The organism is Cellulomonas sp. P4_H4, assembly GCF_056400865.1.
Map to the genome: position 1 here is coordinate 29,945 of NZ_JBFUKL010000006.1, position 26,459 is coordinate 56,403.

A 26,459-nucleotide genomic window follows, 5' to 3' on the forward strand; every position below is an offset into this window, starting at 1 on the left:
CGTCGGGCCCGTGATGCCGACGCCGGATGTCGCCGTGGTGCACGACGTGCGACGGCTGGTCGCCGAGCGTCTGGCCGAGCGGTTGCAGAAGCAGACCGTCGACTCCCCCGATGCCCGCCGCGAGCTGGCACGCTCGCTGGTCGCGGCCGAACTGGCCGAGCGGGGTCGCGACCGGGTGCGTCGCGGGCAGGACCCCTGGCCGCTCGAGGTGGAGATGGTGACCTCGCGGGCCGTAATGGCCGCGCTGTTCGGGCTCGGCCGGTTGCAGCCACTGATCGAGGACCCCGCGGTAGAGAACATCGAGGTCGACGGGCACGACAACGTCTGGGTGTCCTACGCCGACGGACACGACCAGCGGATGCCGCCCATCGCGGAGTCCGACGCCGAGCTGATCGAGATCCTGCAGCTGCTCGCCGCACGGACCGGAAATGCTGAACGCACGTTCTCCTCGGCCCACCCGGCGTTGCACCTGCGGCTCGAGGACGGGTCCCGGCTCGCTGCCGTCGCGTGGACCACCCCGAAGCCGCACGTAGTGATCCGCCGCCACCGCGTCCGTGACGTCGACCTGGACGACCTGATCGACCTGGGGACGCTCGACACCGTCCTCGCCGAGTTCCTGCGGGCTGCCGTTCGGGCCGGGAAGAACATCGTGGTGACCGGGCTACAGAACGCCGGCAAGACGACCCTGATCAGGGCGTTGGCCAACGAGTTTGCCCCTATGGAGCGGTTCGCCACGATCGAGAAGGAGTACGAGCTGCACCTGCACGACTTACCCCACCGCCACCCCCGCGTTGTCGCCCTCGAAGCACGCGAAGGCTCCGCAGAGAAGGACGTGACCGGGCGACGGGCCGGCGAGATCACGTTGTCGGACCTCGTGGTCGACGCGCTGCGGCTGAACCTGCGCCGGATCATCGTCGGTGAGGTCCGCGGCCCCGAGGTGCTACCGATGCTCGAGGCCATGTCGACCGGCGACGGGTCCCTGTGCACCCTGCACTCACGCTCGGCCCAGCATGCCGTCGACCGCATCGTGACCCTCTGCCTGTCCGCCGGCGTCTCGATGACCGACGCGTTCGCCTACCGGCTGCTCGCCGGGTCGGTCGACCTGTTCGTGCACATCGAGCTCTTCGACCACACCACGACCGGAGGCGCGCGGCGCCGGTTCGTGTCCCAGGTCGTCGAGATCGTCGGCCTGGGCGAAACCAACCGTCCCGCAACGACAACCGTGTTCGGGCCCGGCAGCGACGGACGGGCCATTCCCCTGCACCGTCCGCAGTGCCTGCCCGAGCTCGTGCGCGCCGGGTTCGATTCGAGCCTGCTGGACCGTCGAGCCGGTACCTGGGCCGAACCCGTCGTTGGGGGCCAACCATGACCGCGCTCCTGGCGGCTCTGGTGGGTGCCCTGGTCGTCGCCGGACTGCTCGTGACGGTGGCCGGTCTGCGCCGCACCGAACCGCGCCCCGAACGTCCGACGCGTGTGGGCATGCGGCGGCCGGCGGTCGGGTGGTGGGGCCGCTGGCGGTGGGTCGTGGCCGCGGCGTCAGGGCTGTTGGCGTTGGCGATCACGCGGTGGCCGGTAGCCGCGTTGGTCGTGGTGGTGGCCGTCGTCGGACTGCCGTACCTGCTGGGTTCGGCCAAGGTCGCCGCCACGGCCATCAACCGGGTCGAGGCCATCGAGGAATGGACGCGGCGGCTGGCTGACGTCTTGGCCACGGGTGTCGGCCTCGAACAAGGCATCCTCGCGTCCCTCTCCACTTGCCCCGCACCGTTGACCACCGAGGTGGGCGCACTCGCGGCACGCCTTTCGGCGCGATGGCCCACCGAGCAAGCGCTGCGCGCATTCGCCGACGACCTGGACGACGCCGCTGGTGACTTCGTCGTCGCGTCTTTGCTGCTGGCCTCCCGACGGCGGGGCCCTGGCCTTTCGGGCGTCCTCACAGCAGTTGCCGGCTCGGTGGCCGACGATGTCGCGGTCCGGCGCAGGGTCGAAGCCGAACGTGCCCGACCGCGCTCCACAGCCCGTCTGGTCACGCTGATCACCCTGGGCGTCGCGACTTTGCTCATGCTCAACGGCGCCTATTTGCAGCCCTACGGCGATGGGCTCGGTCAGTTGGTGCTGGCCGGGATCGCGGCTGCGTTTGCCGGATGCCTGCTGTGGATCCGAGCGCTGACCCTGACCTCGCCCGAGCCGCGCTTCTTGACCTCACCCACCACCGGGGGTGCGCCATGACGCTGGGGACCGTGCTGCTCGTCGGCGCGCTCGTCGGAGCCGGAGTCGTCGTCACCCTCGCCGGCCTCGCCCCAGCCCGACCGGACCTCGCGGCGACCATCGACCGCCTCCTGCCCACCTCAGCAGCACCGCGGCCCGCAATCCCGGTACCGCCGGCGGGGCGGTGGGACGAGGTCCGGAGATCCGTGCTGCCTCAGGCTGTCAGCAGCTTCGGCTTGCGCCGATACGCCGCGGACCTGCACATGCTCGACCAGCAGCCCGAAGACCTGGCAGCCCGCAAAATCGGCTACGGCCTGCTCGGGCTCACGTTCCCCGCCCTGATGTCCGCCCTCATGCTCGTCGCTGGCGTCCCGCTCCCGTTCGCCATCCCCACCGTGGCCGGGCTCGTCCTGGGCGCGATGTTCTTCTGGCTGCCGGACTTGACGCTGCGCACCCAGGCAAGCGCAGCTCGGGCGTCGATGCGCGCTGCGACGTGCGTGTTCCTTGAGCTGGTCGCGATGGAACGCCTCGCCGACGCCGGACCAACCGAAGCCCTCGACCGGGCCGCAGCAATCGGAGGATCGGCTGAGTTCGCCCGAATCCGCGACGCCCTCCTACACGCCGAGCTCGCCGGACAACCCTCCTGGACCGGTCTGTCCGACCTGGCCGCATCCACCGGAGTCACCGAGCTTGGGGACCTGGCCGACATCATGCGCATCGCCGGCCACGACGGCGCCGCGATCTACGCCACGCTGCGCGCCCGAGCCGCGTCGCTACGCACCCAGCTGCTCGCCACCTCAACTGCCAGGGCGAACGCCTCCTCCGAACACATGGTCGTCCCCGTCTCCCTGCTCGGCCTGTGCTTCATGGCCCTGCTCGGCTACCCCGCCTTCGTGCGGATCCTGCTCAGCTGAAACCCAACACGCGAAGGGAGCACTCGCCATGAACACCCTCGTGATCCTGGCCATCCTGAACAGCTACCTGATCACCGCCCGTCACCGCATCCGCGAGCGTGTGCACGACGAGGTCGGGGCCTCCACCCTTGAGCTCGTCATCATCATCCTGGGACTGATCGGGGTCGCCGGGGTCCTCGTCGTGGCCATCGCGGCCGCCGTCCAGCGCCGCGTCGACCAGATCACCTGACCATGCCCACCCCGCACCGGCGGGAGGACGGGTCGGCCAGCATCGAGTTGGTCATCCTCTTCCCGGCCCTGCTTCTCGTGGTGACCGCACTCGTGCAGTACGGCCTGTGGTTCCACGCCCGCTCCTTGGCCCTGGCCGCAGCCCAGGAAGGCGTCGCCGTGGCCCGCGCCTACGGGTCGAGCCCGCAAGCCGGCCACGACACCGCGCTCGCGTTCGTCCGCGACCACGGTGCCGACACCCTCACCGGCACCACCGTCGTCGCCACCACACCCGATCCCCAGACCGTGCAAGTCGTCGTCACCGGGCGCTCCCTGTCCGTCCTGCCCGGTGCACCGGGCATCGAGATCTCCCAGTCCGCCGACGGGCCGCTCGAACGGTTTACCACCACGGAGGCCCCATGAGAACGCGACTGCGCCCCGGCGGCGATCGCGGGTCCATCACCGTCGAGCTGGCCATCTTGACCCCCGCACTGATCCTGCTGCTCGGCGCCCTCGTGCTGGCTGGACGCGTCCAGACCTCCGCCAGCGCCGTCGAGCAAGCCGCCCGCTCCGCCGCCAGGGACGCTTCACTGGCCCGCACCCCCAACGCAGCCCGCACCGCCGCGCAAACTGCCGCGGCCCGCGAACTCGCCACGACGTCCTGCGCGGCCACCACCGTCACCATCGACACCGCCGGATTCTCCGCACGCGTCGGACAAGACGGGACTGTTACGGCCACCGTGACCTGCACCGTGAGCATGGCCGACCTGGCCATCCCCGGCCTGCCCGGCGTCCGCACGATCACCGCCCACGCAACCTCACCGCTGGACAGGTACCGCACCCGATGACCACGCACACGCGCCACCTGCGCACCGCCGCCGCGAAAGACCCGGAGGCTGGCTCGGTCACGGTCTTTCTCGCTATCAGCGTGCTCGGGCTCCTGCTGCTGGTCGGACTTGTCGCCGACGGCGGGGCCAAACTGCGCGCCACTCAACGCGCAGATGCGGTCGCCGCAGAAGCCGCGCGAGCCGGTGGTCAAGCCCTCGATGTGCCAGGCGGCATCGCCGGCTCCGGCACCCGCGTCGACCGCAGCACGGCCGTTGTGGCAGCCACCTCCTACCTGCGCCAGGCCGGGCATACCGGCACCGTCACGATCAGCGACGACCGCACCCGACTCGAGGTCGACGTCACCGACACCCAACCCACCGCGTTCCTGTCCCTGATCGGCATCAGCGCCCTGACGGTCACCGGGCACGCCGAAGCGAACCTCGTCGAAGGCATCACCGGAGGTGGCACATGACAACGACCCTGCACCGCACTCACCGCAGCACTGAGGTCATACACGCGCTCGCTGCTTTGCTCGCGCTGCTCGCGTTCGGCGTCGGCGCACCGGTGGCAATGGTCGCGTTGGCGCCGATGTACCTGCCCGACGACCTTCCGAAGTGGAACCAGATCGGGACGGTCCTGTCCTCACCCGATGACGGTTCGCTGCTGCTCGCCACACTCGCGCTGATCGGATGGGTCGCGTGGGCGGCCTTCACCACCAGCGTCGTGGTCGAGGTCGTCGCCGGGCTGCGTCGCGTCTCCACACCATCAATCCCACTGCTGGGGTCAGCACAGTGGGCGGCCGCCCGGCTCGTCGCCTCGGCAGGGATCCTGCTCGCGGTGTCCTCCACCGTCGCCAACCCGACTCCCGCAGCGGCGGCATCCGTCACGGCCACGCCCGCAGCCTCCGACCCTCCAGCCGCCGCGGCGCCGGCTGCACGCCACGCCGCCCCACCGGCACCCACACCGCTGACCGCACCCACCACAGCACCGCCGCTGCCCACCACGCTCGTCCAACGCGGCGACACGTTGTGGGACATCGCCGAGCAGCACTTGGGCGACGGCGCCCGGTTTAGCGAGATCAGCACCCTGAACCTCGGCCGGACCCAACCCGACGGGCGCGCCCTGAACGACTCCCACTGGATCTACCCCGGCTGGACCCTTCTGCTCCCCGCAGACGCCACCGACCTCGCACCCTCCTCCACGCCCTCAGATCCCAGCGCGCTCTCGCCGGAACCTCCCGATGAGGTCGTGGTCGAACCCGGCGACAGCCTGTGGAAGCTCGCCGACGAACACCTGGGCGACGGCGCGCGCTACACCGAGATCTACGCCATCAACGCTGGCCAGCCCCAGCCCGACGGCTCCGCGCTCACCAACCCGAATGTGCTCGACCCCGGGTGGCGACTCGACCTGCCGACGAACGACACCACCGTTCTCGAACCCCCCGCTCTCGATGTCGCACAGCCAGAACCCGTCCCTGCTCCGCAACACGCAACACCCACGCAACGACCGACCAGCGACATCGCGGAACCGGCAGCAGCCCCGCCCAGCGCCTCCCCGCGTACGCAGCCCGCTTCCGAGGCGGCCTCAGCCTCGAGCGCCGACGGCAGTACTACGGACATCGGGAGCCACGCACCGCTGTTCGTCGGTCTGACCGCTCTGGCGGCCGCGGGTGTGGTCGGTGAGCTCAGTCGCCGCCGCCACCTGCAACACCGCGCACGACGCGTCGGCGAATCGATCCCCATGCCCGAGTCCGGCACAGAAGCCGCCGCCGTCGAGCGAGAACTACGTCGGGCGGCCACACCCCTGACCGCGACCCAGCTCAAGAACGCGCTGCAGAACATCGACACCCGCTGCTACACCGCCGAACGCGACCTGCCCCGGATCGCAGCCGTCAGCCTCGACGAGCAAACACTCACCCTGCACCTGCTGGACGACCACACCGAGCCCGTGCCGCCCTTCACCGGGGATCGCGACCGGTGGACGGCCGCGACGAGCGACCTCACCGCCGACGAACTGATCGAGGACCTCGGTCGCTCCGAGCCGTACCCCGCACTCGTCCCCCTGGGCCACACCGCCGACGCCACCGTCCTGCTCAACCTGGAAGCCGCCGGCACCCTCTGCATCGTGGGCAACGACCATGCGGCAGACGACGTACTGCGCGCCCTGGCCGTCGAAGTCGTGACGAGTGACCTGACAGGGCGCATCGCCCTTGTCGCCGACGGATCCTTCGCCGACATCGCCGAGGCCTTCGAACCCGCCCGCATGCACAGCGCACCCGACCACACTCGCCCACGAACCGTCCGCACCCACGCGATCGCCCAGGCCCTTGATGACGCCGGACTGGCCGACACTCTCGAAGCCCGCTCCGATCGCATCCTCGAGGACACCTGGCTCCCGGTCGTCTACCTCGAACGCTCACCGAGCACCGCGCCACCTTGCGAACCCTGGACCGGGTCCGTCCTGATCACGCGTGAACCGGCTGAGGGATGGACGCTCACTGTCAGCCCGGACGGCGCAACTACACTCGACTCCCTCGACCTCGCCGTCCAGGCGCAACGACTCAGCGAGGCTGACCTCGAGCACGTGAAATCCCTCCTGCAGACCGCCCAACCACCGGTCGTCGCACCACTGGGCTCAATCCAGAACCAGGACTCGTCGGCCCAACACTCGACCAGCGCCAAACAGATCGCACAGACCATGCGCACCGCGACACAGACTCGAGCGGCGGTTCGTGGAGCCCACGAGGGACGGATCCGCGTCAACGTCCTCGGCCCTATCCAGATCGACGGTCTAACCAAACCAAACTCGACGCCACCACAACGCGCCACTGAACTGCTCGTCTACCTCGCCCTACGACGCTCCGCGAGCGGGCACGAACTCGACGAAATCTTCTGGCCCGGCAAACGCGAAGTCACCGGCACCCGCAACACCTTCGTCTACCGCACCCGACAACTCATCGGCGACGACGCCCTGCCCCCCATCCGACGCGGAGAACCACTGAGGGTCACCGATGACGTCGTCACCGACTGGGCAATCTTCCAGACCCTGACCGAAGCGGCGTTGGAGTCCGAGGACGAGCGGGTGGAGAATCTCACCTCCGCCCTAGAACTCGTACGAAATCGACCCTTCTTCGGCATCGACGACGCAAACTACGCTTGGGCCGAGAGCGACATCCAGAACATGATCAGCGCCATCACGGACGCCGCCCACCTCCTGGCCCGCACCCACCACGAAGCCGGCCGCTACGCGGACGCCATCCAAGTCGCAGCCCACGGCCTCGATGTGGAGCCGCACTCGGCCCTCCTGCAACACGACGCGCTGGCCGCCGCCGCAGCACGCGGCGATGAGACTGAGTACCAGCGGCTTCGCCACAGGTTCCAAGTGCGACTCGAGGCACTGGACCCGGACCTCGACCTGTGACGGTGGTATCCAACCAGCGGTTTCTGTCGGCGCATCTCACTCGAATGAGAAGGTCACGAGTTCGATTGTCTAAGGCGACTCAGACAAGAGAGGCCCGTGACCAGTGGAAACGCTGTCGTGGGGCCTTGTCGCCTCCCGAGCGTCCGCGCGGGCCTTACGCCCCCTCACGGCCGCGATCGGTGACTTCACATCCTGCCGAGTACTTCTTGCTGCTTCGCCGCATACTGCTCTTGGGTGATGAGCCCCTGGTCCAACATCGTCTTGAGCTGGCTCAGCACAGCTACGGGGTCGGCTGTTGGTGCCGCCGGAGCCGTCGGCTGCGTGAGTCCCGAGATGGTTCCGCCCATGGCGCCCAGGCCCATGGCCAAGCCCATCATCCCTGTGGCCCCTCCGCCGCCCTCGGCCATTGCCATGGCCGAATCGGCGACTGTGGCTTGGGCGTAGGAGTTTCCGATGCCACCGCCGAGCAGCAGTCCCTTGTTGTACTTGTCCATGAGTTCACGCGACGCCTGGTCGTACTCGATGGCCGCGATGCTTACCCCAACGACCTCGAGGCCGAACCGCTGGATCCACGAGCCGTCCGGACCGCCCTCGCTCCTCAGGGCGGCCGCAAGCTCCGGGCCGTGCGATTGGAGCGACGCAATCTCGGTCGTCCGTGACAACGATTGCAGCGCAGCTTGGAACGCAGTGATGAACTCTTGGGTCAGTTGGGCGGCCGCTGCGTTGTCAGCCAGCGTGTATGACCGGACGTTCGCCGGCAGGAAGTTGCGGAAGAAGCGGATCGGATCGACGATCCGGATGGTGTACTGGCCGCGGGCCTTGAGGCGCAGGACCGGCGCTTGTGCGGATCCCGGGGAGACGAGGGAGAAGTCTTTGTATGGCAGCGGGCCCGGCGTACCAAACTTCTGATTCCGGAGCTCGCGCAGGTTGACGTAGTAGACGAGCTGTTGCTGGCCGGGCTGTCCACCAAACTTGAACCGCTCCCACGACTGGGCGATGAGGGACTTGGACAGCCCCGAGCCGGTGAAGAGCGACGGCTGCCCGTCGTTGCGGAACACGAAGTATCCAGGCTCCGTCGACACACTCACGATGCCGCCACCATCGGTGATGATCACGGCGGTGTTCTCAGGGACCGCGACACGCGAGCCGTCAGTCACGATGTTCGTCGATCCACGCGTGTTCGACCCTCGACCGTTGTTGCGCTCTCGGAAGATCCCGGGGGCAACCAAGGTCTGCTCGTCGAAGGCGGGCGCGGTGAAGAAGTCGACCCACTGATCTGCGAGTGTGCCGCCGACGGCCGCGGCGGCCGCGCTGATCAGTCCCATCTGGTCCCTACCTTCGATCATTCATGGTGGAGTCCGGTCGCGAGTCGCTGTCCGCCCCTTGAGTTTGCCAGTCTTGGTCACCGAGCGTTCAGGACCAACGGTTCCCCGCAGAAACTGCAGTGCTTCGTGATGCCGACGATCAACTCGTTGTTGCCACCGCAGCCAGAACACGTGACAACCGTCTTGTGTGAGCGCTTGGGGATATACCTCGTACTGAAGACCTGTTCTGACTCATAGTCGATGTAGAAGTCCTTGATAGTTCCCGAGTTGATCAAGGATTCGAGGTCCCGATAGACCTTCGCCGTGCGGGCGCCGGTGATGTCCGCGATCTTCTGGATCCTCATCGACTCAACACCCACGAGGATCGGGGGGTACTTCTTCAGGCCACCCTGCATCGTGATCAGCTTCAGGGCGAGACCGGCGCACAGGACGGCCACGGCGAGCAGGCCGATCCCGACGAGCACGCCCGTCAGTCGCTCGGTATCGGCATGGACGTTCTCCGTGGTCTTCTTCCACCACAGGTGACCTGACGTCGTCGTGTCCTCCACCTCCGAAGACGCCCCCACGGCGATAGCGCCGAACGCGACAGCCATCATCGCGACGTAGGCCAACCCTGCGGCAAAGGGCTTCAGCATCTTGAGTGGGATTCTGGACAGAAGCCCCGACATGTTCGTGCACCTCGCGTTCATCTGCAGCATCGGTCCGTGGTCCGCGCGCCTGGACTTGCACCGCCGCCACTGTACGAAGAATCGGCATTGCGAAGCGAGAGTTGAGCCTTGGGGCGGGGCGATGACGCAGGTGGACTGTCGTGCGGGGTCAGCGAGTCGCGATCACCACTCGGTGAACCAGTGAACGTCATCGTGACACCGCCCCAGGATTCCGTCGAAGGGCGCGCTGAACGTCCATCGGTGAGGGGGGCCGTGCTCGTTCCCACAACTGCGCGAACCCATTCGCAAGGAGCGGCCAGAGGAACCCCTGCGCGTCCTCGACCGTTTGGATGTCCCGTGCCAGTGGTGCGAGCACAACGAGGTCGTGCGGGATGAGGCGGCCAGAGTTGTCGCGGCGATTGTCCGGATCGGCGAATCGGACGGCTACAAGTGACCCGGTCTGTCGGAAAACGCTCCGTTCACCCTCTGTGCCCGCGAACGCGCTGTCGTATGTCGGCAGGGGGTCGGCGCATCCGCCGTCGAGGAGGAATCGAAAGCCCCAGATCCGCCCACGTGTAGCCCAGATGAGGTTCACTTGCGGCTCTTGACGAGAAGTCCGTCCTTCACACCCTGGTCGAGGTCCATCTTGAACTGAGTCAGTACAGCCGTGAGGTAGTCGTGGCTCAACCTCGCCTGTCGGTTCCTCTCCTTAACAGCTGGCGCGCCGTCCTTGATCCCCTCTGCGATGAATGGCAGGGCGAGTGCCAGGAATGGGCCAACGACAGGGATCCTCCGAATCCAGAGTCCCGCACCGACGAGGACGCGCCCAATGACATCGGCATTGTCCACAAGCTTGTCCAGCAACTTCCGGGGGATCTCGAACCTCCCAGCCCACTGGACAAGCCGCTCAAGTGGCAGGATGCACGCCACGGGCAGGAGGAGGTCGACGCCCTTCCGTTCGCTCACCTCGATCCTGCCGGGCTCGAACTTGGCGGAGGAGAGCAGCATGAAGTCCTCACCGAGTGAAAGCGCCTCGGGGAGCTTGACCATAGTCTTGAGCTCGGCGTGTAGCGAACTGATATCGCCGGCGGCCTTCTCGACAACGAGGTCCTGAAACCCTCGGGCGTCGAGGTCAGGGTGCAGATCGGCCTTAGAGAGCGCGAGAATCCAGATCCGTGGGAATTCAACGAGTGGCTCGCCGCCGTCAAGAAGGCGGCCTTTCAGTCTCCGAATGCCGTCCCGCAGATTCCAGAGCATCGACTTCAGGTACTTCTCCTCCTCGCCTGCGTAATCCAGAAGTTTCTGGCCATCAACAAGGATGACTGCGACATCGGACCGCAGCAGGTTTCGGAAAGCCTCGAGGCGACGCGCAGCTTCAGAAAGGCTGCTGGGTTCCTCGTCGAACCACTCGCCTGGGTAGTCGTGCCACACCAGCCGCAACTCGTCAAACTGTCGACCTTTCGCCGCCCTGGCGTCGTCGCCCGCCTTCAATTTCACGTTGAAGGTATAGGACGTCGCTGCAAACCGCGTCGGCTCCGGCGCGAGTGCGCTCTTCTTCATACCCAGATAGTTCTGGCGAAGATGGTTGCCCTGGCTGGTGTCATCGGCGATGAGATCGAAGAGGCTGTCCTTGTCGAACGCTGGCTCTTGCGTTGCCCCGAAGAACGACGAGACCAGAACGGTTTTGCCGCTACCGCTGCCGCCGAAGACTGCAATGCTCTGTTCTCTCACACGAAGAGTCGACTTAGACATCATGGGTCCCTTCTGCCGGGCCGGACGCTTGCCGACCTCGACGGAGTCGCTGGCGGCGCGGTCGTGTGTTGCGGGCCGGTACCGACACTCTGTAGATCGGCACCGAACGCCAACACATGAGCGGGACCGACGTGGGCATCGTGCAGCTCGGAGCGCCGACTGCAAAGCGCGCGCGACTTACGGGAGTCAGTCGGCGCGCATGGACGCTTGCGACGTCCCTCGAGCAAACGCGGTTCTTGAGCATGACCCCGGCCAAGGCTGATGATCAGGGTATGGGCAAACCCGGGCGTCGCCCGGCCGGCACCCAGGGCCGCTGCCTGGGGTGCGGCCGCATCGTGGCTTTGAGCGCGGGGACACTCGTGAGGCACGTGGTTCGCAAGACCGGGCAGCAGTGCGAATGGTCGGGCACCAGTCCCAAACCAGCCGAGATCGTGCCGCCCACCCCACCCAAGCAACCGCAGGTCGATCCACAGCGGCCGAGCGCGCGCAGCGCTCGCCGCAAAGCCGCGAGCATCCCGCAAACCGAGCCGTCCTCGAGCCACGAGGTTGACGAGCGAGGCACCAACGCTGCTGCAGCCACCGACCCCAAGGCGCCCCGCAAGGGGAAAGCCCGCGCGGACAAGGAGCGGATGCTCGAACTTGAGAAGCGCGCTTCGGAGCGCGGAGAACCCGGTGGTCTCATCGCGCGCCGGATCCTCGGCACCGGTGTGCCCTGGACCGTGGCGGTGGACCAGTTCGAGCAGCTCACCGGTGTTCGTGTCACACACCAGGAGCTCGCCGTCATCTCGTCCATCCGTCAGCGGCGCCCGCCCGTTCAGGCACCACCGCCGGCTCCCTCACCGGCTGCACCGACCTTTCGCGGTGGCCCGCGTCCTGAGCGTGGCTCGACGTCCATCCGTACCGTGTCAGGTGGCCTACCCGGACAGGGTGGCAGGAGGTAAGCCGGATCGGCGGTGTGCGGCGAGGCTCGCACCGCGCCGCCGGTAGCTCCCGGCGGCGCGGTGCGAGCAAACCCCGCGCAACTCCACGACAGTGGTCCGTGGGTCGCTTGCCTGCCGCGACAATGCCGCCGGAACACCATCCGGGATCACTGGCCGGCGCATCGGTTCCCGTTCGCACCGAGTTCCTAGTTGTGCTCGCGTGTTACGCACTTCCTGGCGCACCTACTCCCGAAGCCGTCGGCACATCGTCGACGCAAACGGAGTTCGGAGGTCGCCATGCGTCATGCCGTCGAGTTGAGTCGGCTCATCTCCGAAGATCCGGGCATCACCGCGAATCAGGACGGCCTGCCGGGACTAGCTGTGATCAAGCAGATCGTCGGGGCCCTGCTGACGTGGGGTCTAGTGGCGTGCGTCGCCGGCCTCGTGATCTCGGTCATCGTGTGGGCCGTGGGCCGCCAGCAGGGCAACTACGGCGCCGCGTCGGGCGGTAAGACGGGCGTTCTGGTGGCGGCAGGCGGCGCACTGCTGATTGGTGGAGCGAACGCGATCGTGGCGTTCTTCTCTGGGCTCGGCGGGTCGATCTGAGATGCCGGTCGCCACGCTCGATGCCTGCCTCGGCCCAGTGGCCATCGCATGCGAGACCGCCGGCTCGGTTCAGGGCGCGGCGTCGGACTACATGCTCGGGGGGCTCGGTTCCGCATTCTTGGCCGGCGCAGAGCAGGTCGGTCAGTTGTCCCTGGCTGCGCTGGACTCGAGCACGTCGGTGGACTTGGGTGTCGGTTGGTTCCGCAGCAATGTGGCGGTCATCGCGGCGATTGCGCTGCCGGTCGTGGTGGGTCTGTTTGTGGTCCAGGTGCTGACCTCGGTGCTACGCCGGGAGCCGGGCGGGCTGCTGCGCGGGGTGCTCGGGGTCGGCAAGGCAATGCTCGGTGCAGCGCTGGCGTTGGGCGGCACGCAGCTCGCGTTGACCGCGGTTGATGGGATCTGCGAGTACATCGCGACGGCGGCCGGACTGACGGTGACGGCCGCCGCGGCGCAGTTCTTCGAGTTCTCGGCGCTCGCGTCGATCTCACCGGCCCTGCAAATCCTGATCGGGCTCGCGCTCATGCTCGGGTTCGTCTTGATGTGGGGCGTGCTGCTGTTCCGCAAGGCGGCCCTCGTGCTGGTGGCGGTGTTCGCGCCGATCGCGTTCGCCGGATCGGCGTGGGACCAGACTCGGGTCTGGACGCGGCGGTGGATCGAGATCGTCGCCGCCTTGGTGTTCTCCAAGATCGTGATCGTCGTCGCGTTCGTCGTCGGCGCGTCGGCGTTCACCGGTATCGGCCCGACCACTCCCGGAGAGCCGGCATCGACGACGCGCGCTTCGGGTGTGGCTGGACTCTCGGATGCGCTGATCGGAATCTTGCTGCTGGCGATCGCGGTCTGGGCGCCGTGGCTGACATGGCGGTTTGTGCACTGGTCCGGGATGGAAGCCGCCGGGATAATGCACGCCAACGTGGCGGCGAACCCACTGAGCAAGGTCGCTCGCAGCTCGGCGAACACGACCCGCTACGCCGCCCAACAGGCCGTGATGACCAGCGTGACCGGCGGCGTCGGGGCCGCCGCGCGGTCCGCGACCACCGCTAAGGCCGCGTCCGGGGCCTCACGGCCACCGAGCCCGTTGCCGCCTCGGGTGCCGGGCCCCGGTCGAGCGACACCGGGTGGTGAGGTCACGTGAGCGCGCCGATCGACGCGAACGGTCCGACGGCACGGTTCGGCCGATTGGAGCGTCGCGGCGTGCTGCTTGGCCTGACCGCCGCACAGCTCACCCTGGTATCGGGCGCCGCCGTCGTCGCGGTCGCCGCCGTCTACTCGGCAGGTGCGGACGGACTGCTGGCGGCCGCCCCCGTGTGGGTCCTCCTGCTCATCGCGGGCACCGTGAGCTTCGGTGGTCGTTCGGTGGCGAGCTGGGTGCCGCTCCTGGCGCAGTGGAGGGTGCGCCAACTCATCAGTGCCACGACCGCGGTCGCCTCGCCCAGGAGCCCGCGGGAACGGCTGCGGCTGCCGGGCATGGCGAACCCGGTGGATCTGGTGGTGTGCGAGGGCCTGGGTAGCGTGCTGATGGTCGACCGCCGGGCCGGGACGGTCACCGCTGTCGTGCGGACGTTCGGCTCGGGATTTGTGCTGGACGACTCGGGGTCGCAGGAGCACAAGGTCGCCGGGTGGGGTCGAGTTCTAGCTGGGGTGTGCGAGCAGCCGTCGCTCGTGCGGGTGCAGTTGCTGGTGCGCACGACACCGGGCGGGCTGGCTCCGGCGCGGGCGTGGTGGCGCCAGCACTGCGGTGCACCGACCGGCGAACTCGCCACTGCACTCGCGGGCATCCTCGACGCCGGGTTCTGGCGTCCGCATGTCCGCGACACCCTGCTCGCCGTAGCCGTTCGCCTGCCGCACACTCGCCGCCGCCTTTCGGACGCCGATGTCGCGGTGGTCGCAAGGCAGCTCGAGTCGGTCGCGGCGTCGCTAGCTGCCGCCGGCGTTGCGACGGATGGCTGGCTCGACCGGACCGACCTAGCGGGCGTGGTGCGGTCCGCGTACGACCCCGATGCCGCCGGTCGCGCGGACTTCACTTGCGCCAGCGGGTTGGTGGGGCCGGTCGGGATCCGTGAGCAGTGGTCGCGGTTGCACACCGACACCGCCGTGCACGCGACCTACTGGATTGCGGAGTGGCCACGCCAGGAGGTGCACCCCGCGTTCCTGCAGCCTCTGCTGCTGGGTGAGGCCAGCGCGCGGACGCTGACCGTGATCGCCGAGCCGGTGGGGACTGGCAAGGCGTTGCGGGAGATCCGACGGGCCAAGGCCGAGCATGTGGCCGATGCAGCGCAACGCGCACGGATCGGGCAGATCGAGTCCGAGGCGACCCGGGCCGAAGTCGCGGATCTGGACCGGCGCGAATCCGAGCTGGTCGCCGGGCACGGTGACCTGCGGTTCACCGGCCTGATCACGGTCTCCGCCCCCGACGTCGCGACCCTGGACGAGCGGACGTCGGCGATGGAGAGCGCCGCGGCGCAGGCGATGTGCGATGTGCGACGCCTGGTCGGCCAGCAAGGCCATGCGCACCTGGCGGCGATGATCCCACTCGCGCGAGGTGTCCTGTGAAGGGCGGCGTCGACACCCGGCTGCGCACCCGCCCGGGGCGCTATCTGGCCGGGCCTCGGCTGCGGCTACCGGCGCACCGGGCGTCTTCGGCGACGCTCGCTGGCGCGTACCCGTTCCTGACGGCCGGGCCGTGCGACCTGGGGGTGCCGGTCGGGTTGGATGCGCTGACGGGTGCGCCGTTCTGCTTCGACCCGTGGGCGCTGTACGGGTCCGGGGAGCTGACCAACCCGAACGTGCTGCTGGCGGGGGTCATCGGGCAGGGCAAGTCCTCGCTGGCCAAGTCGATCGCGATGCGTTCGATCAGGGCAGGGCGCACCGTGTACGTGCCGGGCGACCCGAAGGGCGAGTGGGCACCGGTCGCGCAGGCTGTTGGCGGCACCGTGCTGCGACTCGGGCCCGGCCAGACCACCCGGCTGAACCCGTTGGACGTCACCGCCGGCACGGAACCACACGGTCCTCGGGTCCGTCTGCTGGCTGCGGTGGCGGCGTTGACGCTGCATCACGAGCTCGGCGCCGCCGAACACGGTGCGCTGGACGCCGCCTTGTCTATGGCCGAACGTCAGCGGCCCGCACCGACGCTCGCCGACGTGCTCGAGGCCCTGGTGACTCCGGACGTGCGGGCCTCGCACGACGACCATGTCCGGGTCGATGACCGAGCCGACGACGGCCGTGAGATCAGCCATGGGCTGCGGCGCCTGGTCCGTGGCGACCTGGCCGGCCTGTTCGACGGGCCGACTACCGAACGGCTGAATCCGAGCGCACCGATGGTCGTGCTCGATCTGTCCCTGTTGGGGTCCGACGAGGACGCCCTCGCGCTGGCCATGACGTGCGGGTCAGCCTGGCTCGAGGGCGCACTCGCAGGGAGCACCCTGCCGCGGTGGGTCGTCTACGACGAGGCCTGGCGCGTCTTGCGGCACGTTCCTTTGGTGCGGCGCATGCAGTCGCAGTGGAAGCTGTCGCGCGCGCACGGCATCGCCAACCTCATGGTGTTGCACCGGTTGTCCGACCTGGACGCCATCGGGCATCGCGGCTCGGAGGCCCGCGCCTTGGCCGAGGGGTTGTTGGCCGACTGCTCGACCCGCGTGATCTACCGCCAGGAGGCCGACCAGTTGGCCGGCACCGCAGCTCTGCTCGGGCTGACCAGACCGGAGCAGGACCTGCTCCCAGTCCTGCCGCGGGGCACCGGGTTGTGGAAGATGCCGCGCCGCACCCACGTGGTGCACCACCTCCTGCACCCCCTCGAAGCGCAGGTGGTCGACACGGACGCCGCCATGCGAGACGACACCAACCAGCTGGGCGGGTGGTCCGGGTGAACGACGACATTCAGCGGCTCGCCGAGCAAGCCACACTCGGCGCGCTCCTGCTGCACCCGAACGCCCTGGCGGAGATCCAGCGTTGGTTGCGGGCCAGCGACTTCGCCGACACCTGGCACGCCCAGGTCTTCACCGCCTTGCTCGAGCGCCGAGTCGCCCGCCAATCGATCGACCCCCACCACCTGGCGGACGCGCTCGTGGAACGCCTCGGGGTCCGACGAGCGAATCTGCCGCGACTGGCGGACCTGCTGCATGTCACCCCACCCAACCCCGATGCGGTCACCTACGCGCGCATGGTTGCCGACGGTGGCCTGCGCCGCGAGATCGCCGGCACGAGTGTCCTGTTGCGGGCGGCCGCCGTCCAGTGCGCCGCCGACCGGATGTCCCGCCCGATCACCGCCACCTGCGCCATCGTGGAGGCCGCCCTGGACTGCGCCGACGCACGCTGGGCCAAAGCCACGGGCCAACCGCACGACGAGGTCGTCGTCCCTCTCGCCCTGCGAGCCTCACTGCCGACGACCGAGGCCCGATCGGGTGCCGACAAGTATCTGAGCGCCCACCCCGGACGCGACGCCGCCAGCGAACGTCGCAACGTCACCGCACTGATCGGGGCCCTGATCGCTCAACCTGACCGGGCGCCGGCGGTCGCCGAGTGGCTGCCGCCGACTCGGATCACCGACCCTGGATGGCGCCTCGTCTACGGCACCCTGCTCGACCAGGTCGAGCTCGGGCAACACGTCGACGTCGTGACGATCGCCTGGGCGACCCGCGTCCACGCCCATCACGAACAGCCCGTCCCCGGCCTGCACGACCTGCGCGCCGCCGTCGACGAGGGCTGGTCCAGGCAGCTCGGACCAGCGATCCAGGCCGTCGCCGGCGACCAGGTACGCCACCTCGCCGACGCCGGTGCCGCCCAGCTGTTCGCCGGTGCGAACAACCCCGGCGTCCTGGTCAGCGACCTCGTCGACACCGGCCACCTGCTCACCGGAGCTCTGACCCGCACCGCCACGGCCATGCCGATCCAACCGGCCCACACCGCCGCCATTCCGCTCCAGCCTGCCCCACAGATCGACGCGGTCTCCCGATGAACAGCTCACACCGACCACGACCCGGCCCCACCGGTGCACCCGACATGACGACATGGGCCTTCACCGCCGGGGCAGCCGTTCTGATATTCGCCGGCGTGCTGTGGTGCGGTGCAGCGCTCGCGTGCGCCCTGACCGCGCGCGACTTGCCCGAGGCCGGGCTGCTGACCGCGTTGCGCGCCGCAACCCACCCGCACGACCCTGCCTCGGTCTGGCCGCAACCATCGGAGATGCCCGGGCCTGTCGCGTACTGGGCTGGGACGGCGATGGCCATCGCCGCGATCGCAGCCGCGACGGCAGGCATCTGGTGGGCGTCGCGGCGCCTCACACGACCCGACGCAACCAGCGCTCGTGCGCTTCGGGACCTGCCCGGGATGGCAGCGCCGCGTGACGTGTTCACCGTGGCCGGACATCGCAGCCTTCGGGCCCGCGCCCACGTCGTCCGACCCTCGTTGGATCGCTCCGCCGGACCCCACGAAGTCGGCTACCGGCTCGGGCGACTACGCGGGGCCGACCTGTGGTGCACGGTCGAAGACTCGGCCCTGCTGGTCGGGCCACCCCGAATGGGCAAGGGCCTGCACGTCGTCATCCCGTGGGTGCTCGACGCCCCCGGCCCGGTCGTGGCGACCTCTACCCGCCCCGACACCCTCGCGGTCACGATGCGGGCACGTCGAGCCCGCGGGCCGGTCGCGATCTTCGACCCGCAACGCCTGGCCGGTCTGCCCGGTGGGCTGACCTGGTCACCCGTACGCGGCTGTGAGACCCCCCGCACTGCGTTGGTCCGTGCCCGCGGCCTGGCCGCCGGCGCCGGGTTCGGGCGCACCGTCTCGGACTCCGACTTCTGGGCCGGACAGACCGAGACCGCTCTGCGATGCCTACTGCACGCCGCCGCCCTGGATCACCGCCGGGCCGTGGATCTGTACCGGTGGTCGCTGAACCCGGCCCTGGCCGAAGACGCCATCACCATCCTGAACCGCAGCCCGGCCGCTGCCGACGGCTGGGCGGATGCCCTGGAGGCCTCCATACACTCCGACCCGCGCACCCGCGACTCCATCTGGCTCGGCGTCCGCCAATCGCTCGCAGCCCTGGCCGACCCGGACGTCCTGGCCGCGGTCGACCCCAAACCCGGCGAGACCTTCGACCCCGTCGCGTTCCTGCACGAGTCCGGAACGCTGTACCTACTGGCCTCCGCTGTTGCGTCGGGGTCCTGCGCACCACTGGTGGCCGCGTTCGTCGAAGACATCACCGAGACCGCCCGTGCGCTGGCAGCCCGCTCCCCCGGTGCACGTCTCGACCCGCCGCTGCTGCTGGCCCTCGACGAGATCGCCAACCTCACCCCGCTGCCCTCACTGCCCTCCCTGATGGCCGAAGGCGGAGGTTCCGGGATCACGACCCTGGCGGTCTTGCAGTCCTTGGCTCAGGCCCGCGCCCGCTGGGGTGAACACGCAGCCGACGCCATCTGGGACGCCGCCACCGTCAAGCTCGTCCTGGGCGGCCTGGCCAAGTACCGCGACCTGGACGACGTCGCCCGCCTCGTGGGCGAGATCGATGAGCTCACTGAAACCCGAAGCCGTGGCCGCGCCGGAGACCACTCCTCCTCGACGTCCGTGCGCACGGTCCCGGTAATGCCCGCCTCGGTGCTGCGCACCCTGCCGTTCGGCACCGGCGTCCTGCTGCTGCGGCAAACCAAACCCACCGTCATCGACCTGGCTGCCTGGACCGCACGACGCGATGCCAACGACCTTCGAGCCGACCAATGCGCCGTCGAGCACGCGACCGCCACCGGGTCGGCGGTGCCCGCATGATCAAGCTCGCACTCGGCGCGCTCGGCTTCCTGGCCATGCCTGCTGTCGCGATCCTGACCGCCGTCGCCGTGGGTGGCGCGGCCAATGCCTGCATCGCCACATCCGCTGGCGGACCCTTGGCCCAAGATGCCCCCATCCCGGCCGTCGCCCGGACCTGGATTGCCGAGACCAAGGCCGCGTGCCCCGACCTGCCCGAGCCGTGGATCGCTGCAGTCATCGCCCAGGAGTCAGGGTTCCGCCCCGACGCCCACGCCAACGACTCCAACGGCGGCACTTGGGGCCTCCTACAGATGAACGCTGCCATCTGGCAGACCCACTACGGGCACCCCTGGGACGCCGACCTCGACCACAACGGCACCCCGGATATCGAAGATCCGAAGACTCATGCCGCTGTCGGCGGCCGGTACCTGTGCGCCCGACTCGACGGCGTCCGGCAAATCCGCGCTCGACACCCCGACTGGGCCTCCTCGAGCATCCCCATCCTGGATGCCCTGGTCATCGCCCACAACGCCGGTGAATCCCGACTGCGCACCTACCCGAGCATCCCCGCCATGACCGCCCAGTTCATCATCGACGTCGACCAGCGCGGGACGGCCTGGACGGGCGACGACACCTCCGGCGCCCAGCCCGAGACCGCAAACCCCGACCCGTCGGCGCCATCCCCATCGTCCGGCCTGCCGGCCACGCGCGGCTGCCTACCGGACCTCGGCGACGGCCAGGTTGCTGTCCCGGCCGGCACATCGACCGACGTTGCCGCCGCAGTGAACAACGCCATGGCCTACGTCGGAGTCACCTCCGGATGGCACCAACTCTGCGACCGGCTCGCATGCCGCGCGTACGGGTACGTGGGATCCGGATTCCCATCCGCGAAGGCGCACTGGACCCAGATGGTCGCCACCGGATACGCCCACCCCGCAGACGCCTGCCCACCGCTGGGCGCGTTCACGTTCTGGAACAGCGGACGACCGTTCGGTCACGCCTCCGTGGTCGTGCAAGCCGACCCCGGGTGCGACCCCAGCAAGATCCTGCTCACCGCCAACGGGGTCTTCGACTCCGCCACCGGAAACCACGGCGGTGTCTACCTGATCAGCTTCGCCCGCCTGTCCGCGATGTACCTGCACGGCCACGGCTACCTCGGCTGGTCCGACCCCATCTGCAAAGGAGCCCTGCTCCCCGCCGGAACAACCCACCCCGCACCCTCAGGACGTTGACCATGACCGATCGCACCGCATCCGACGAACGCCTGGCCGCGCTGCACGACCAGCTCGTCGCAGCCGTCGCCAACCTGGTCCACTCCGAGCAATGGCGAGCCATGCTGACTGCGGCAGCCCGCTTTCCGACCTACTCACCATCCAACGTGCTGCTCATCGCAGCGCAACGGCCCGACGCCACCCGAGTCGCAGGCATCCGCACCTGGAACACCCTGGGCCGCCACGTCAACAAGGGCGAACACGGCATCGCCATCCTGGCCCCCTGCACGTACCGATCCACCCGCGACGACACCGCCGCCACCCGCGCGCGCAGCTCATCAATGCCCGGCAACCCCGTCGAGGGCGCGTCGATCACGACGCGCGAGCTACGCGGCTTCCGGGTCGCCCATGTCTTCGACATCAGCCAGACCGACGGTGCACCCTTGCCGGAGGTAGAACCACACTTGCTGACTGGTGACGCACCCAACCACCTGTGGGACCACCTCGCCACACTCGCCGCCGCAGAGTCCTATGCCTTGAAGCGAGGCCGATGCGCGCCTGGCGTCAACGGCTACGCCTCATATCGCTCGCGGACGATATATGTCCGAGACGACGTCGAACCAGCCCAGGCGGCCAAGACCCTCGCCCACGAGCTCGGGCACATCCGAGCCGACCACGAGCACCGATTCACCCACTACGCAAGCAGCGAGTATTGCCACGGACAAGCCGAAGTCGAAGCAGAGTCAATCGCCTACCTCGTCGCCGCCAGCGCCGGACTCGACACGATGAAGTACTCCCTGCCGTACCTGGCCGGCTGGTCCAACGGTCACCCGGAGAGACTGCGCGAGTCCGCCACCCAAGTCCTCACCGTGGCCCGCGCCATAGGCGTCCCCGACGCCACGGGCGACTGGGCCGCGCCAGCCAGTGTTGTACCGGCGTACGACACACAACCAGACCTCACGAGTGGAGTCAGCTTCGCACAGCAGCCCCGCTGAGCGTGAAGTCCTCGATGCGACGACGTCGGTAGTAGTCATTATCCGGGACCAGCCAGGGTCGCCAATCGCGTGAGGCTTTCACGGAACGGTCGGCAACGGCGCGATGACCGTCACGACTGGAGCTGGAGCGATGACGGTGGGGTGCGGGTACATCGACGTTGACGTCAGGTGGTCGGCTGATCGCGGCAGCGATGACGGTGCCCAGCGTTGCGATGACGACGGCTCAGGCTGCGACGTTTGCGGATCGTGCGGCGCGAACACTGGCGTCGGTTTGGCGCTCGGCGACGTGCTGGGCGATACCTTGCCGGATCTGGGCCTCCGAGTTTCTCGAACGCCAAGACGGCTCTGATTGCACCCTCATTGAGCGAGTTGGCCGCGTTCAGATCTCGCTGCGCGTCACCAACCTCTTTCGCCGTGGCCTCCCCCGGGAAGCTGCCTTCGCGATGGCCGCTCCCTCCGACATTCGCTGGGCGAGCAGGTTTCGGGTGTTCGTCGCGAGTTCGTCGAACACGGGCCGCTTCTCTTCGAGGCCGGCCAGCCGGGCGCGAGGTAGTTCTCGTCGGCGATCGGCGCGACCGACCAAGGCGATCTCATGCTCGGGAGCGTGACATGCCCGGCCGTCTGGCGGTAATGGGACCTGCGGCGTTGGGCGGTCTGCGTCACTCCGACCTCACAGAGCATCCACAGGTTACTGCTGGAAGTCGTCCCGGTGCTTCAGCGGACTACTCAATGTGGCCCAGTAGGCGGACCGGTGCCGCCGCCGTCTTGCGCTGGGCATCCCAGTTCAGGAACTCGTCCCGGACGCCCCTGTCGATTCCACGCGACACTGCCCCGGACGACCCGTCGATCCTGCTCAGGTTTCAGCCGTCGTTGACATAAGCCCGGCGCGGGCGTGTACAACGCGAACCTGACCGCTCGACCCGAGGCTTCAGCCGTTCTCCTTCCTGATCATGACCCGACTACTGGGCGCTGCATGACGACGCCGACCAGGACAAGCACAGGGCGGCCTCAGAAGGGCAGAGGACAACTGCGCGGCACCGAGGCGCTGTCCTACTTGCTCTATGTCACGGCGCTACCGTCGGAGGCGGACGCTCCACCTCGTTTGTCCAGAATGCGCAGCAGGCGACACGGGCAGCCACAGTCGTTCCGCCCCCGGATGCGGGGCGTAGTCAGTTCGAGACGGACGGGCTCCCCATCGGCAAGGAATACCGTGGCGGTTTGGTCGATAACGAGCGCCGGCAAGCGGCATCCTCGAACCAGAGCTGCGGCTACGAATCAGATCCACCTCCGGAGGTGAGCTTTGGCGATCGAGGAGCGCGGAGTTAGCGCCGTGAACGTAGGCGATCTGCTAGCGCAGAACTTGCAGATTCCGCATTACCAGCGCCCGTACAGCTGGGAACAAGCGACAGCGTTGCGGTTGGTGGACGACATCACCGAAGCGCTCGATGATCCTGAGCGACGGCATCTGCCCTACGTGCTGGGTGCCGTGATCCTGCACGAGTCGGGCGATCGGTTCGACGTGGTGGACGGCCAGCAACGGTTGCTGACGTTGCGGATGATCCTGGCGATCATCGATCAGGGCGACCCGTTCATTATCGTGAGCGATGCCGATCAGCCGGTCGTACGTGTCTGGGGTGCACTGCGTAGACGACTCGAGCCTCTGCGTGACGAGTGGAGCCAGCTCCTCGACTTCGTACGCCTGCGGTGTCAGGTCGTTCGGATCGTGACCGACGACGTCGACGAAGCCTTTCGGGTGTTCGACTCGCAGAACTACCGCGGCATGCCATTAGCACCGCACGACCTGCTCAAGGCGCACCACCTGCGCGAGATGCGGGAGGAGAGCGCCACGGCGAAGGCTGCGGTCGTGGAAGCGTGGGAGTCGGTTGGGGACCGCGAGCTCGCCAGGCTGTTCTCGGTGTACCTGTATCGCATCGCGCGGTGGACGCGGGGCGAGAGTGCGCCCGGCTTCACCGTGGGCGACATCGACCTATGGAAGGGCATCTCGCCAAGGCGCGCCTCTACGCCGAGTGCTCGATACCACCTCGCTGCCCAGGCGGCGATCCCGATGCTCAGTGCGTGGGGTGCCGCAACATCCGACGCCGACGTCAGGCAGGTGGGGCGCAGCCGGTTCCAGTTGGATGCGCCGCCGATGGCCGGACGCCAGTTCTTCGAGATGGTCACCTTCATGCTGGCCGAGGTGAAGAGGCTGGCGCGCGAGGCGTTCGATGGCGACCGCGGCGACTTCGCCGTCTATGACCTCGACATGCTCGAGGAGCAAGACCTCCTGGAAGAACGACCTTCACGGGGCCGGTACCGCTACGTCGCCGAGTTGTACCTCGCCGCGGTGCTGTACTGCACAAACAAATTCGGGGACGACGACCTGCCGGAGGTCAGCGACCGCCTTTTCGCGTGGGCGTACTCGCTGCGCACACAGATGCTGCGGGTGCAGTTCCGGTCCGTCGACAACCGCGCATACAAGCCTTCGTCGGCCTTCGTGCTGCTGCGTAACGCCGGGTCGGTACGCGTCGTGCACCAACTGGCTGCGCCGGCCGCGGGACGGCAGGACAACCACGAGGCGAAGCTCGCCGCGATCCTGAGAGGCCCTGGAGCATGACGACAACAGATCAGCTCGATCCGCGCCTCCGGACCATCGGTGAACTCTTCGACGACGACGGTGCTATCTACACCGTGCCGGTCTACCAGCGGAACTACTCGTGGCAGGCCGAGCAGATCGAGCAACTCATCAGCGACATCCAGGACGCGATCGACGAGAAAGAAGCTGGCTACTTCCTCGGCAACCTCATCGTCACCGAGCGCGGGTCCTCCACTACTCCCGACTTTGAGGTGATCGATGGGCAGCAGCGACTGACGACGCTGTATCTGCTCCTGACGGTCCTGGCCGACACCGAGGCGCGAACCTACACCGCGCACAAAGAGCGGCTTCGGTTCGAGTCGCGACCCCGAGCAACCGAGGCCCTGCGGCACATCACGGTCGGGTCCTCGCGACGACACGCGACGCCGGCCGCCGATGGGCCGAGCGGGGAGGACGCGGGGATCCACCAAGGACTCAATGTCATCCGCCAGTTCATGGACCAGCACGCCATCCTGCGTGACGCGCCAGCCCGCGACGTCTTCGCCGACTACCTGCGCACGAAGGTCACCGTCGTGCGGGCATCACTGCCCGCAGGAACCGATCTCAACCGGTACTTCGAAATCATGAACACTCGCGGGCAGCAGCTCCGGCAAGTCGACATCGTCAAAGCACGCCTGATGAGTCACCTACCAGACGAAGCGCAGCGAGCATGCTTCGCGTGGATCTGGGACGCGTGTTCCGAAATGGACTCCTACGTCCAGATGTCACTGACCCGCGGGCGGACCGAGCTGCGGCAAGCCGCCTTCGGGGCAGACTGGAGTTGGCTCGTCCCGACCACGTTCGACCAGCTCGTCGAGTTGCGCGGGAGAGACCAACCCAGTAACGCGACACTCGGCAGTACCGGGACGTCGCTGACGATCGAGGCGGTCTTGGCGACCTACGCGGCAGATGGGACGCCGGAGCCGGGCCAGGACGACGACAACGTCCGCTTTCGTTCGACGATCGAGTTCCCCGCGCTCCTGCTTCACGTCCTGAAGATCGTCGACCGCGATAGTGGCGAGGATGAGGGCAAACTCGACGACAAGCGCCTCGTCAAACGGTTCGACCAGGCCGTCCGCGGTGACAAGTCGGCATGGGTCCAGGACTTCGCGTTCCAGCTCCTTCGGTGCAGGAACCTGTTCGATGCCTTCGTCGTCAAGCGGCAGTACACGGCGAGCGACACCGAAGGTGACTGGTCGCTCCAGAAATTGATCCGTGGGGTCTCCAACGGAAAAGTCACGCCCCGCTACGTCCACTCCTTCTCAACCGTCAGAGCAGCGGTCGAAGACGACGGTGAAGAGGATTCGACGACGAGCGACGTTCTACTCCTCGAGTCGATGCTGCGGGTCACCTACACCTCGCCGCGCACGATGCACTGGATCACCCAACTCCTGCGGCTGCTGGCCGAGCGCCAACTCGGAACCGTGTCAGGACCGCAAGTCGTCGAGCTCCTCCAGGGGCACGCCCGCGAGAAAGTCGATGTGGCGTTCAGTGGAGAGGAGCCGACCGGCTTTGGCCTAGCGCGGATCGTGTTCACCTACCTCGACTACCTCCTGCTCCAGCGGGAGCCAAGGCCCGGTTTCCGGTTCGCCTTCCGCAACTCAATCGAGCACTTCTACCCCCAGCACCCCGACGAACAGCAAGTCGGTGAGGTCGTGTCCTCGATCAACCTCAACCTTCTCGGCAACCTCGCCCTCGTCAGCGTCGGCACGAACTCGAAGTTCAGCAACAGCCTCCCGCTAGCGAAGGCCGTGAACTTCCGAAGCACGATTGAGACCCAGAGCCCCAAGCTCCACCTCATGGCCGAGATCACGCGCCTTGAAGGATGGGGCGACGCGCAGGTGCAGCGCCACCACGACGATGTGGTTGCGACGCTACGCGCCGACATCGCCATGAGAACCCAACCGCCAGTTCGCTAGCTGCGGCAGAGGCGTGGCTGCTCGCAGGGCGCGGGCGATGAAGACCCTCGGGGTGAACGCCGTCGGCACGGTGCTGTGGCTTGCGTGCGAGGAGGGTGTATGAGCAGCGTGATGTCGGACGCGACTCGTACCCTGAGTCGCGGCTG

21 protein-coding genes are annotated in these 26,459 nt (G+C 68.0%); 18 read left to right on the plus strand and 3 right to left on the minus strand.

What is annotated here, in order from left to right; all coding sequences use genetic code 11:
• Positions 1 to 13 precede the first annotated feature (13 nt).
• The 8 genes from AC1DPN_RS16410 to AC1DPN_RS16445 are packed head-to-tail and all read left to right on the plus strand — an operon-like array spanning position 14 to position 7,574.
• Entirely contained in the window at positions 14 to 1,369 is a 1,356-nt protein-coding gene (locus tag AC1DPN_RS16410) for a CpaF family protein (protein WP_477085842.1), read from the plus strand.
• Positions 1,366 to 2,226 carry a type II secretion system F family protein gene (locus AC1DPN_RS16415; RefSeq protein ID WP_477085843.1) on the plus strand — a complete coding sequence of 287 codons (861 nt, stop codon included), beginning with the start codon at positions 1,366 to 1,368 and terminating at the stop codon, positions 2,224 to 2,226. Before AC1DPN_RS16410 ends, AC1DPN_RS16415 begins: the two co-directional genes overlap by 4 nt.
• Positions 2,223 to 3,119 (plus strand): type II secretion system F family protein, encoded by an 897-nt coding sequence (locus tag AC1DPN_RS16420; RefSeq protein WP_477085844.1) that lies wholly within the window; start codon positions 2,223 to 2,225, stop codon positions 3,117 to 3,119. Before AC1DPN_RS16415 ends, AC1DPN_RS16420 begins: the two co-directional genes overlap by 4 nt.
• 28 nt (positions 3,120 to 3,147) lie before the next feature.
• On the plus strand, positions 3,148 to 3,348 hold the full coding sequence (locus AC1DPN_RS16425) for a hypothetical protein (protein ID WP_477085845.1): 201 nt from the start codon (positions 3,148 to 3,150) through the stop codon (positions 3,346 to 3,348).
• A 2-nt stretch (positions 3,349 to 3,350) separates the two neighbouring features.
• Positions 3,351 to 3,749: a TadE/TadG family type IV pilus assembly protein gene (locus tag AC1DPN_RS16430; RefSeq protein WP_477085846.1), complete on the plus strand. Its 399-nt coding sequence runs from the start codon at positions 3,351 to 3,353 to the stop codon at positions 3,747 to 3,749.
• Entirely contained in the window at positions 3,746 to 4,174 is a 429-nt protein-coding gene (locus AC1DPN_RS16435; RefSeq protein WP_477085847.1) for a TadE/TadG family type IV pilus assembly protein, read from the plus strand. The genes AC1DPN_RS16430 and AC1DPN_RS16435 overlap by 4 nt, the downstream gene beginning before the upstream one ends.
• On the plus strand, positions 4,171 to 4,626 hold the full coding sequence (locus AC1DPN_RS16440) for a pilus assembly protein TadG-related protein (RefSeq protein WP_477085848.1): 456 nt from the start codon (positions 4,171 to 4,173) through the stop codon (positions 4,624 to 4,626). The genes AC1DPN_RS16435 and AC1DPN_RS16440 overlap by 4 nt, the downstream gene beginning before the upstream one ends.
• Positions 4,623 to 7,574: a LysM peptidoglycan-binding domain-containing protein gene (locus AC1DPN_RS16445; protein ID WP_477085849.1), complete on the plus strand. Its 2,952-nt coding sequence runs from the start codon at positions 4,623 to 4,625 to the stop codon at positions 7,572 to 7,574. Before AC1DPN_RS16440 ends, AC1DPN_RS16445 begins: the two co-directional genes overlap by 4 nt.
• A gap of 185 nt (positions 7,575 to 7,759) precedes the next feature.
• On the opposite strand, the gene AC1DPN_RS16450 is transcribed toward AC1DPN_RS16445, so the two are convergent.
• The 3 genes from AC1DPN_RS16450 to AC1DPN_RS16460 form a co-directional block, all read right to left on the minus strand.
• Complete coding sequence (locus tag AC1DPN_RS16450; protein WP_477085850.1) at positions 7,760 to 8,899, minus strand: SPFH domain-containing protein; 1,140 nt, start codon at positions 8,897 to 8,899, stop codon at positions 7,760 to 7,762.
• Between the two features lie 77 nt (positions 8,900 to 8,976).
• Positions 8,977 to 9,597 carry a hypothetical protein gene (locus tag AC1DPN_RS16455; RefSeq protein ID WP_477085851.1) on the minus strand — a complete coding sequence of 207 codons (621 nt, stop codon included), beginning with the start codon at positions 9,595 to 9,597 and terminating at the stop codon, positions 8,977 to 8,979.
• A 540-nt stretch (positions 9,598 to 10,137) separates the two neighbouring features.
• The gene (locus AC1DPN_RS16460) at positions 10,138 to 11,301 is read right to left on the minus strand and encodes a TRAFAC clade GTPase domain-containing protein (protein WP_477085852.1); all 1,164 of its coding nucleotides are present in this window, start codon (positions 11,299 to 11,301) and stop codon (positions 10,138 to 10,140) included.
• 1,214 nt (positions 11,302 to 12,515) lie between these two features.
• Here AC1DPN_RS16460 and AC1DPN_RS16465 point away from each other — a divergent pair.
• The 10 genes from AC1DPN_RS16465 (at position 12,516) to AC1DPN_RS16510 (ending at position 26,313) form a co-directional block, all read left to right on the plus strand.
• A complete protein-coding gene (locus AC1DPN_RS16465; RefSeq protein ID WP_477085853.1) occupies positions 12,516 to 12,824 on the plus strand; it encodes a DUF6112 family protein in 309 nt (102 codons plus the stop codon).
• A 1-nt stretch (position 12,825) separates the two neighbouring features.
• Positions 12,826 to 13,956, plus strand: a complete 1,131-nt coding sequence (locus AC1DPN_RS16470; RefSeq protein WP_477085854.1) for a hypothetical protein — start codon at positions 12,826 to 12,828, stop codon at positions 13,954 to 13,956.
• Positions 13,953 to 15,374, plus strand: coding sequence for an SCO6880 family protein (locus AC1DPN_RS16475; protein WP_477085855.1), 1,422 nt, complete (start codon positions 13,953 to 13,955; stop codon positions 15,372 to 15,374). The genes AC1DPN_RS16470 and AC1DPN_RS16475 overlap by 4 nt, the downstream gene beginning before the upstream one ends.
• Positions 15,371 to 16,687 carry an ATP-binding protein gene (locus AC1DPN_RS16480; RefSeq protein WP_477085856.1) on the plus strand — a complete coding sequence of 439 codons (1,317 nt, stop codon included), beginning with the start codon at positions 15,371 to 15,373 and terminating at the stop codon, positions 16,685 to 16,687. The genes AC1DPN_RS16475 and AC1DPN_RS16480 overlap by 4 nt, the downstream gene beginning before the upstream one ends.
• Positions 16,684 to 17,775 carry a DnaB-like helicase N-terminal domain-containing protein gene (locus tag AC1DPN_RS16485; protein ID WP_477085857.1) on the plus strand — a complete coding sequence of 364 codons (1,092 nt, stop codon included), beginning with the start codon at positions 16,684 to 16,686 and terminating at the stop codon, positions 17,773 to 17,775. Before AC1DPN_RS16480 ends, AC1DPN_RS16485 begins: the two co-directional genes overlap by 4 nt.
• Positions 17,776 to 17,819: 44 nt before the next feature.
• On the plus strand, positions 17,820 to 19,577 hold the full coding sequence (locus AC1DPN_RS16490) for a type IV secretory system conjugative DNA transfer family protein (protein ID WP_477085858.1): 1,758 nt from the start codon (positions 17,820 to 17,822) through the stop codon (positions 19,575 to 19,577).
• Entirely contained in the window at positions 19,574 to 20,788 is a 1,215-nt protein-coding gene (locus AC1DPN_RS16495; protein ID WP_477085859.1) for a transglycosylase SLT domain-containing protein, read from the plus strand. The genes AC1DPN_RS16490 and AC1DPN_RS16495 overlap by 4 nt, the downstream gene beginning before the upstream one ends.
• Positions 20,789 to 20,790: 2 nt before the next feature.
• The gene (locus tag AC1DPN_RS16500) at positions 20,791 to 21,762 is read left to right on the plus strand and encodes an ArdC-like ssDNA-binding domain-containing protein (RefSeq protein ID WP_477085860.1); all 972 of its coding nucleotides are present in this window, start codon (positions 20,791 to 20,793) and stop codon (positions 21,760 to 21,762) included.
• A gap of 1,300 nt (positions 21,763 to 23,062) precedes the next feature.
• Entirely contained in the window at positions 23,063 to 24,376 is a 1,314-nt protein-coding gene (locus AC1DPN_RS16505; protein ID WP_477085861.1) for a DUF262 domain-containing protein, read from the plus strand.
• The gene (locus AC1DPN_RS16510) at positions 24,373 to 26,313 is read left to right on the plus strand and encodes a DUF262 domain-containing protein (RefSeq protein WP_477085862.1); all 1,941 of its coding nucleotides are present in this window, start codon (positions 24,373 to 24,375) and stop codon (positions 26,311 to 26,313) included. Before AC1DPN_RS16505 ends, AC1DPN_RS16510 begins: the two co-directional genes overlap by 4 nt.
• The last annotated feature ends 146 nt before the right edge of the window (positions 26,314 to 26,459 follow it).

Coding starts and splice junctions, on each gene's coding strand:
- AC1DPN_RS16410 (WP_477085842.1), top strand. CDS start 14: ATGCCGACGCCGGATGTCGCCGTGGTGCACGACGTGCGACGGCTGGTC.
- AC1DPN_RS16415 (WP_477085843.1), top strand. CDS start 1,366: ATGACCGCGCTCCTGGCGGCTCTGGTGGGTGCCCTGGTCGTCGCCGGA.
- AC1DPN_RS16420 (WP_477085844.1), top strand. CDS start 2,223: ATGACGCTGGGGACCGTGCTGCTCGTCGGCGCGCTCGTCGGAGCCGGA.
- AC1DPN_RS16425 (WP_477085845.1), top strand. CDS start 3,148: ATGAACACCCTCGTGATCCTGGCCATCCTGAACAGCTACCTGATCACC.
- AC1DPN_RS16430 (WP_477085846.1), top strand. CDS start 3,351: ATGCCCACCCCGCACCGGCGGGAGGACGGGTCGGCCAGCATCGAGTTG.
- AC1DPN_RS16435 (WP_477085847.1), top strand. CDS start 3,746: ATGAGAACGCGACTGCGCCCCGGCGGCGATCGCGGGTCCATCACCGTC.
- AC1DPN_RS16440 (WP_477085848.1), top strand. CDS start 4,171: ATGACCACGCACACGCGCCACCTGCGCACCGCCGCCGCGAAAGACCCG.
- AC1DPN_RS16445 (WP_477085849.1), top strand. CDS start 4,623: ATGACAACGACCCTGCACCGCACTCACCGCAGCACTGAGGTCATACAC.
- AC1DPN_RS16450 (WP_477085850.1), bottom strand. CDS start 8,899: ATGGGACTGATCAGCGCGGCCGCCGCGGCCGTCGGCGGCACACTCGCA.
- AC1DPN_RS16455 (WP_477085851.1), bottom strand. CDS start 9,597: ATGCTGCAGATGAACGCGAGGTGCACGAACATGTCGGGGCTTCTGTCC.
- AC1DPN_RS16460 (WP_477085852.1), bottom strand. CDS start 11,301: ATGATGTCTAAGTCGACTCTTCGTGTGAGAGAACAGAGCATTGCAGTC.
- AC1DPN_RS16465 (WP_477085853.1), top strand. CDS start 12,516: ATGCGTCATGCCGTCGAGTTGAGTCGGCTCATCTCCGAAGATCCGGGC.
- AC1DPN_RS16470 (WP_477085854.1), top strand. CDS start 12,826: ATGCCGGTCGCCACGCTCGATGCCTGCCTCGGCCCAGTGGCCATCGCA.
- AC1DPN_RS16490 (WP_477085858.1), top strand. CDS start 17,820: ATGACGACATGGGCCTTCACCGCCGGGGCAGCCGTTCTGATATTCGCC.
- AC1DPN_RS16495 (WP_477085859.1), top strand. CDS start 19,574: ATGATCAAGCTCGCACTCGGCGCGCTCGGCTTCCTGGCCATGCCTGCT.
- AC1DPN_RS16500 (WP_477085860.1), top strand. CDS start 20,791: ATGACCGATCGCACCGCATCCGACGAACGCCTGGCCGCGCTGCACGAC.
- AC1DPN_RS16510 (WP_477085862.1), top strand. CDS start 24,373: ATGACGACAACAGATCAGCTCGATCCGCGCCTCCGGACCATCGGTGAA.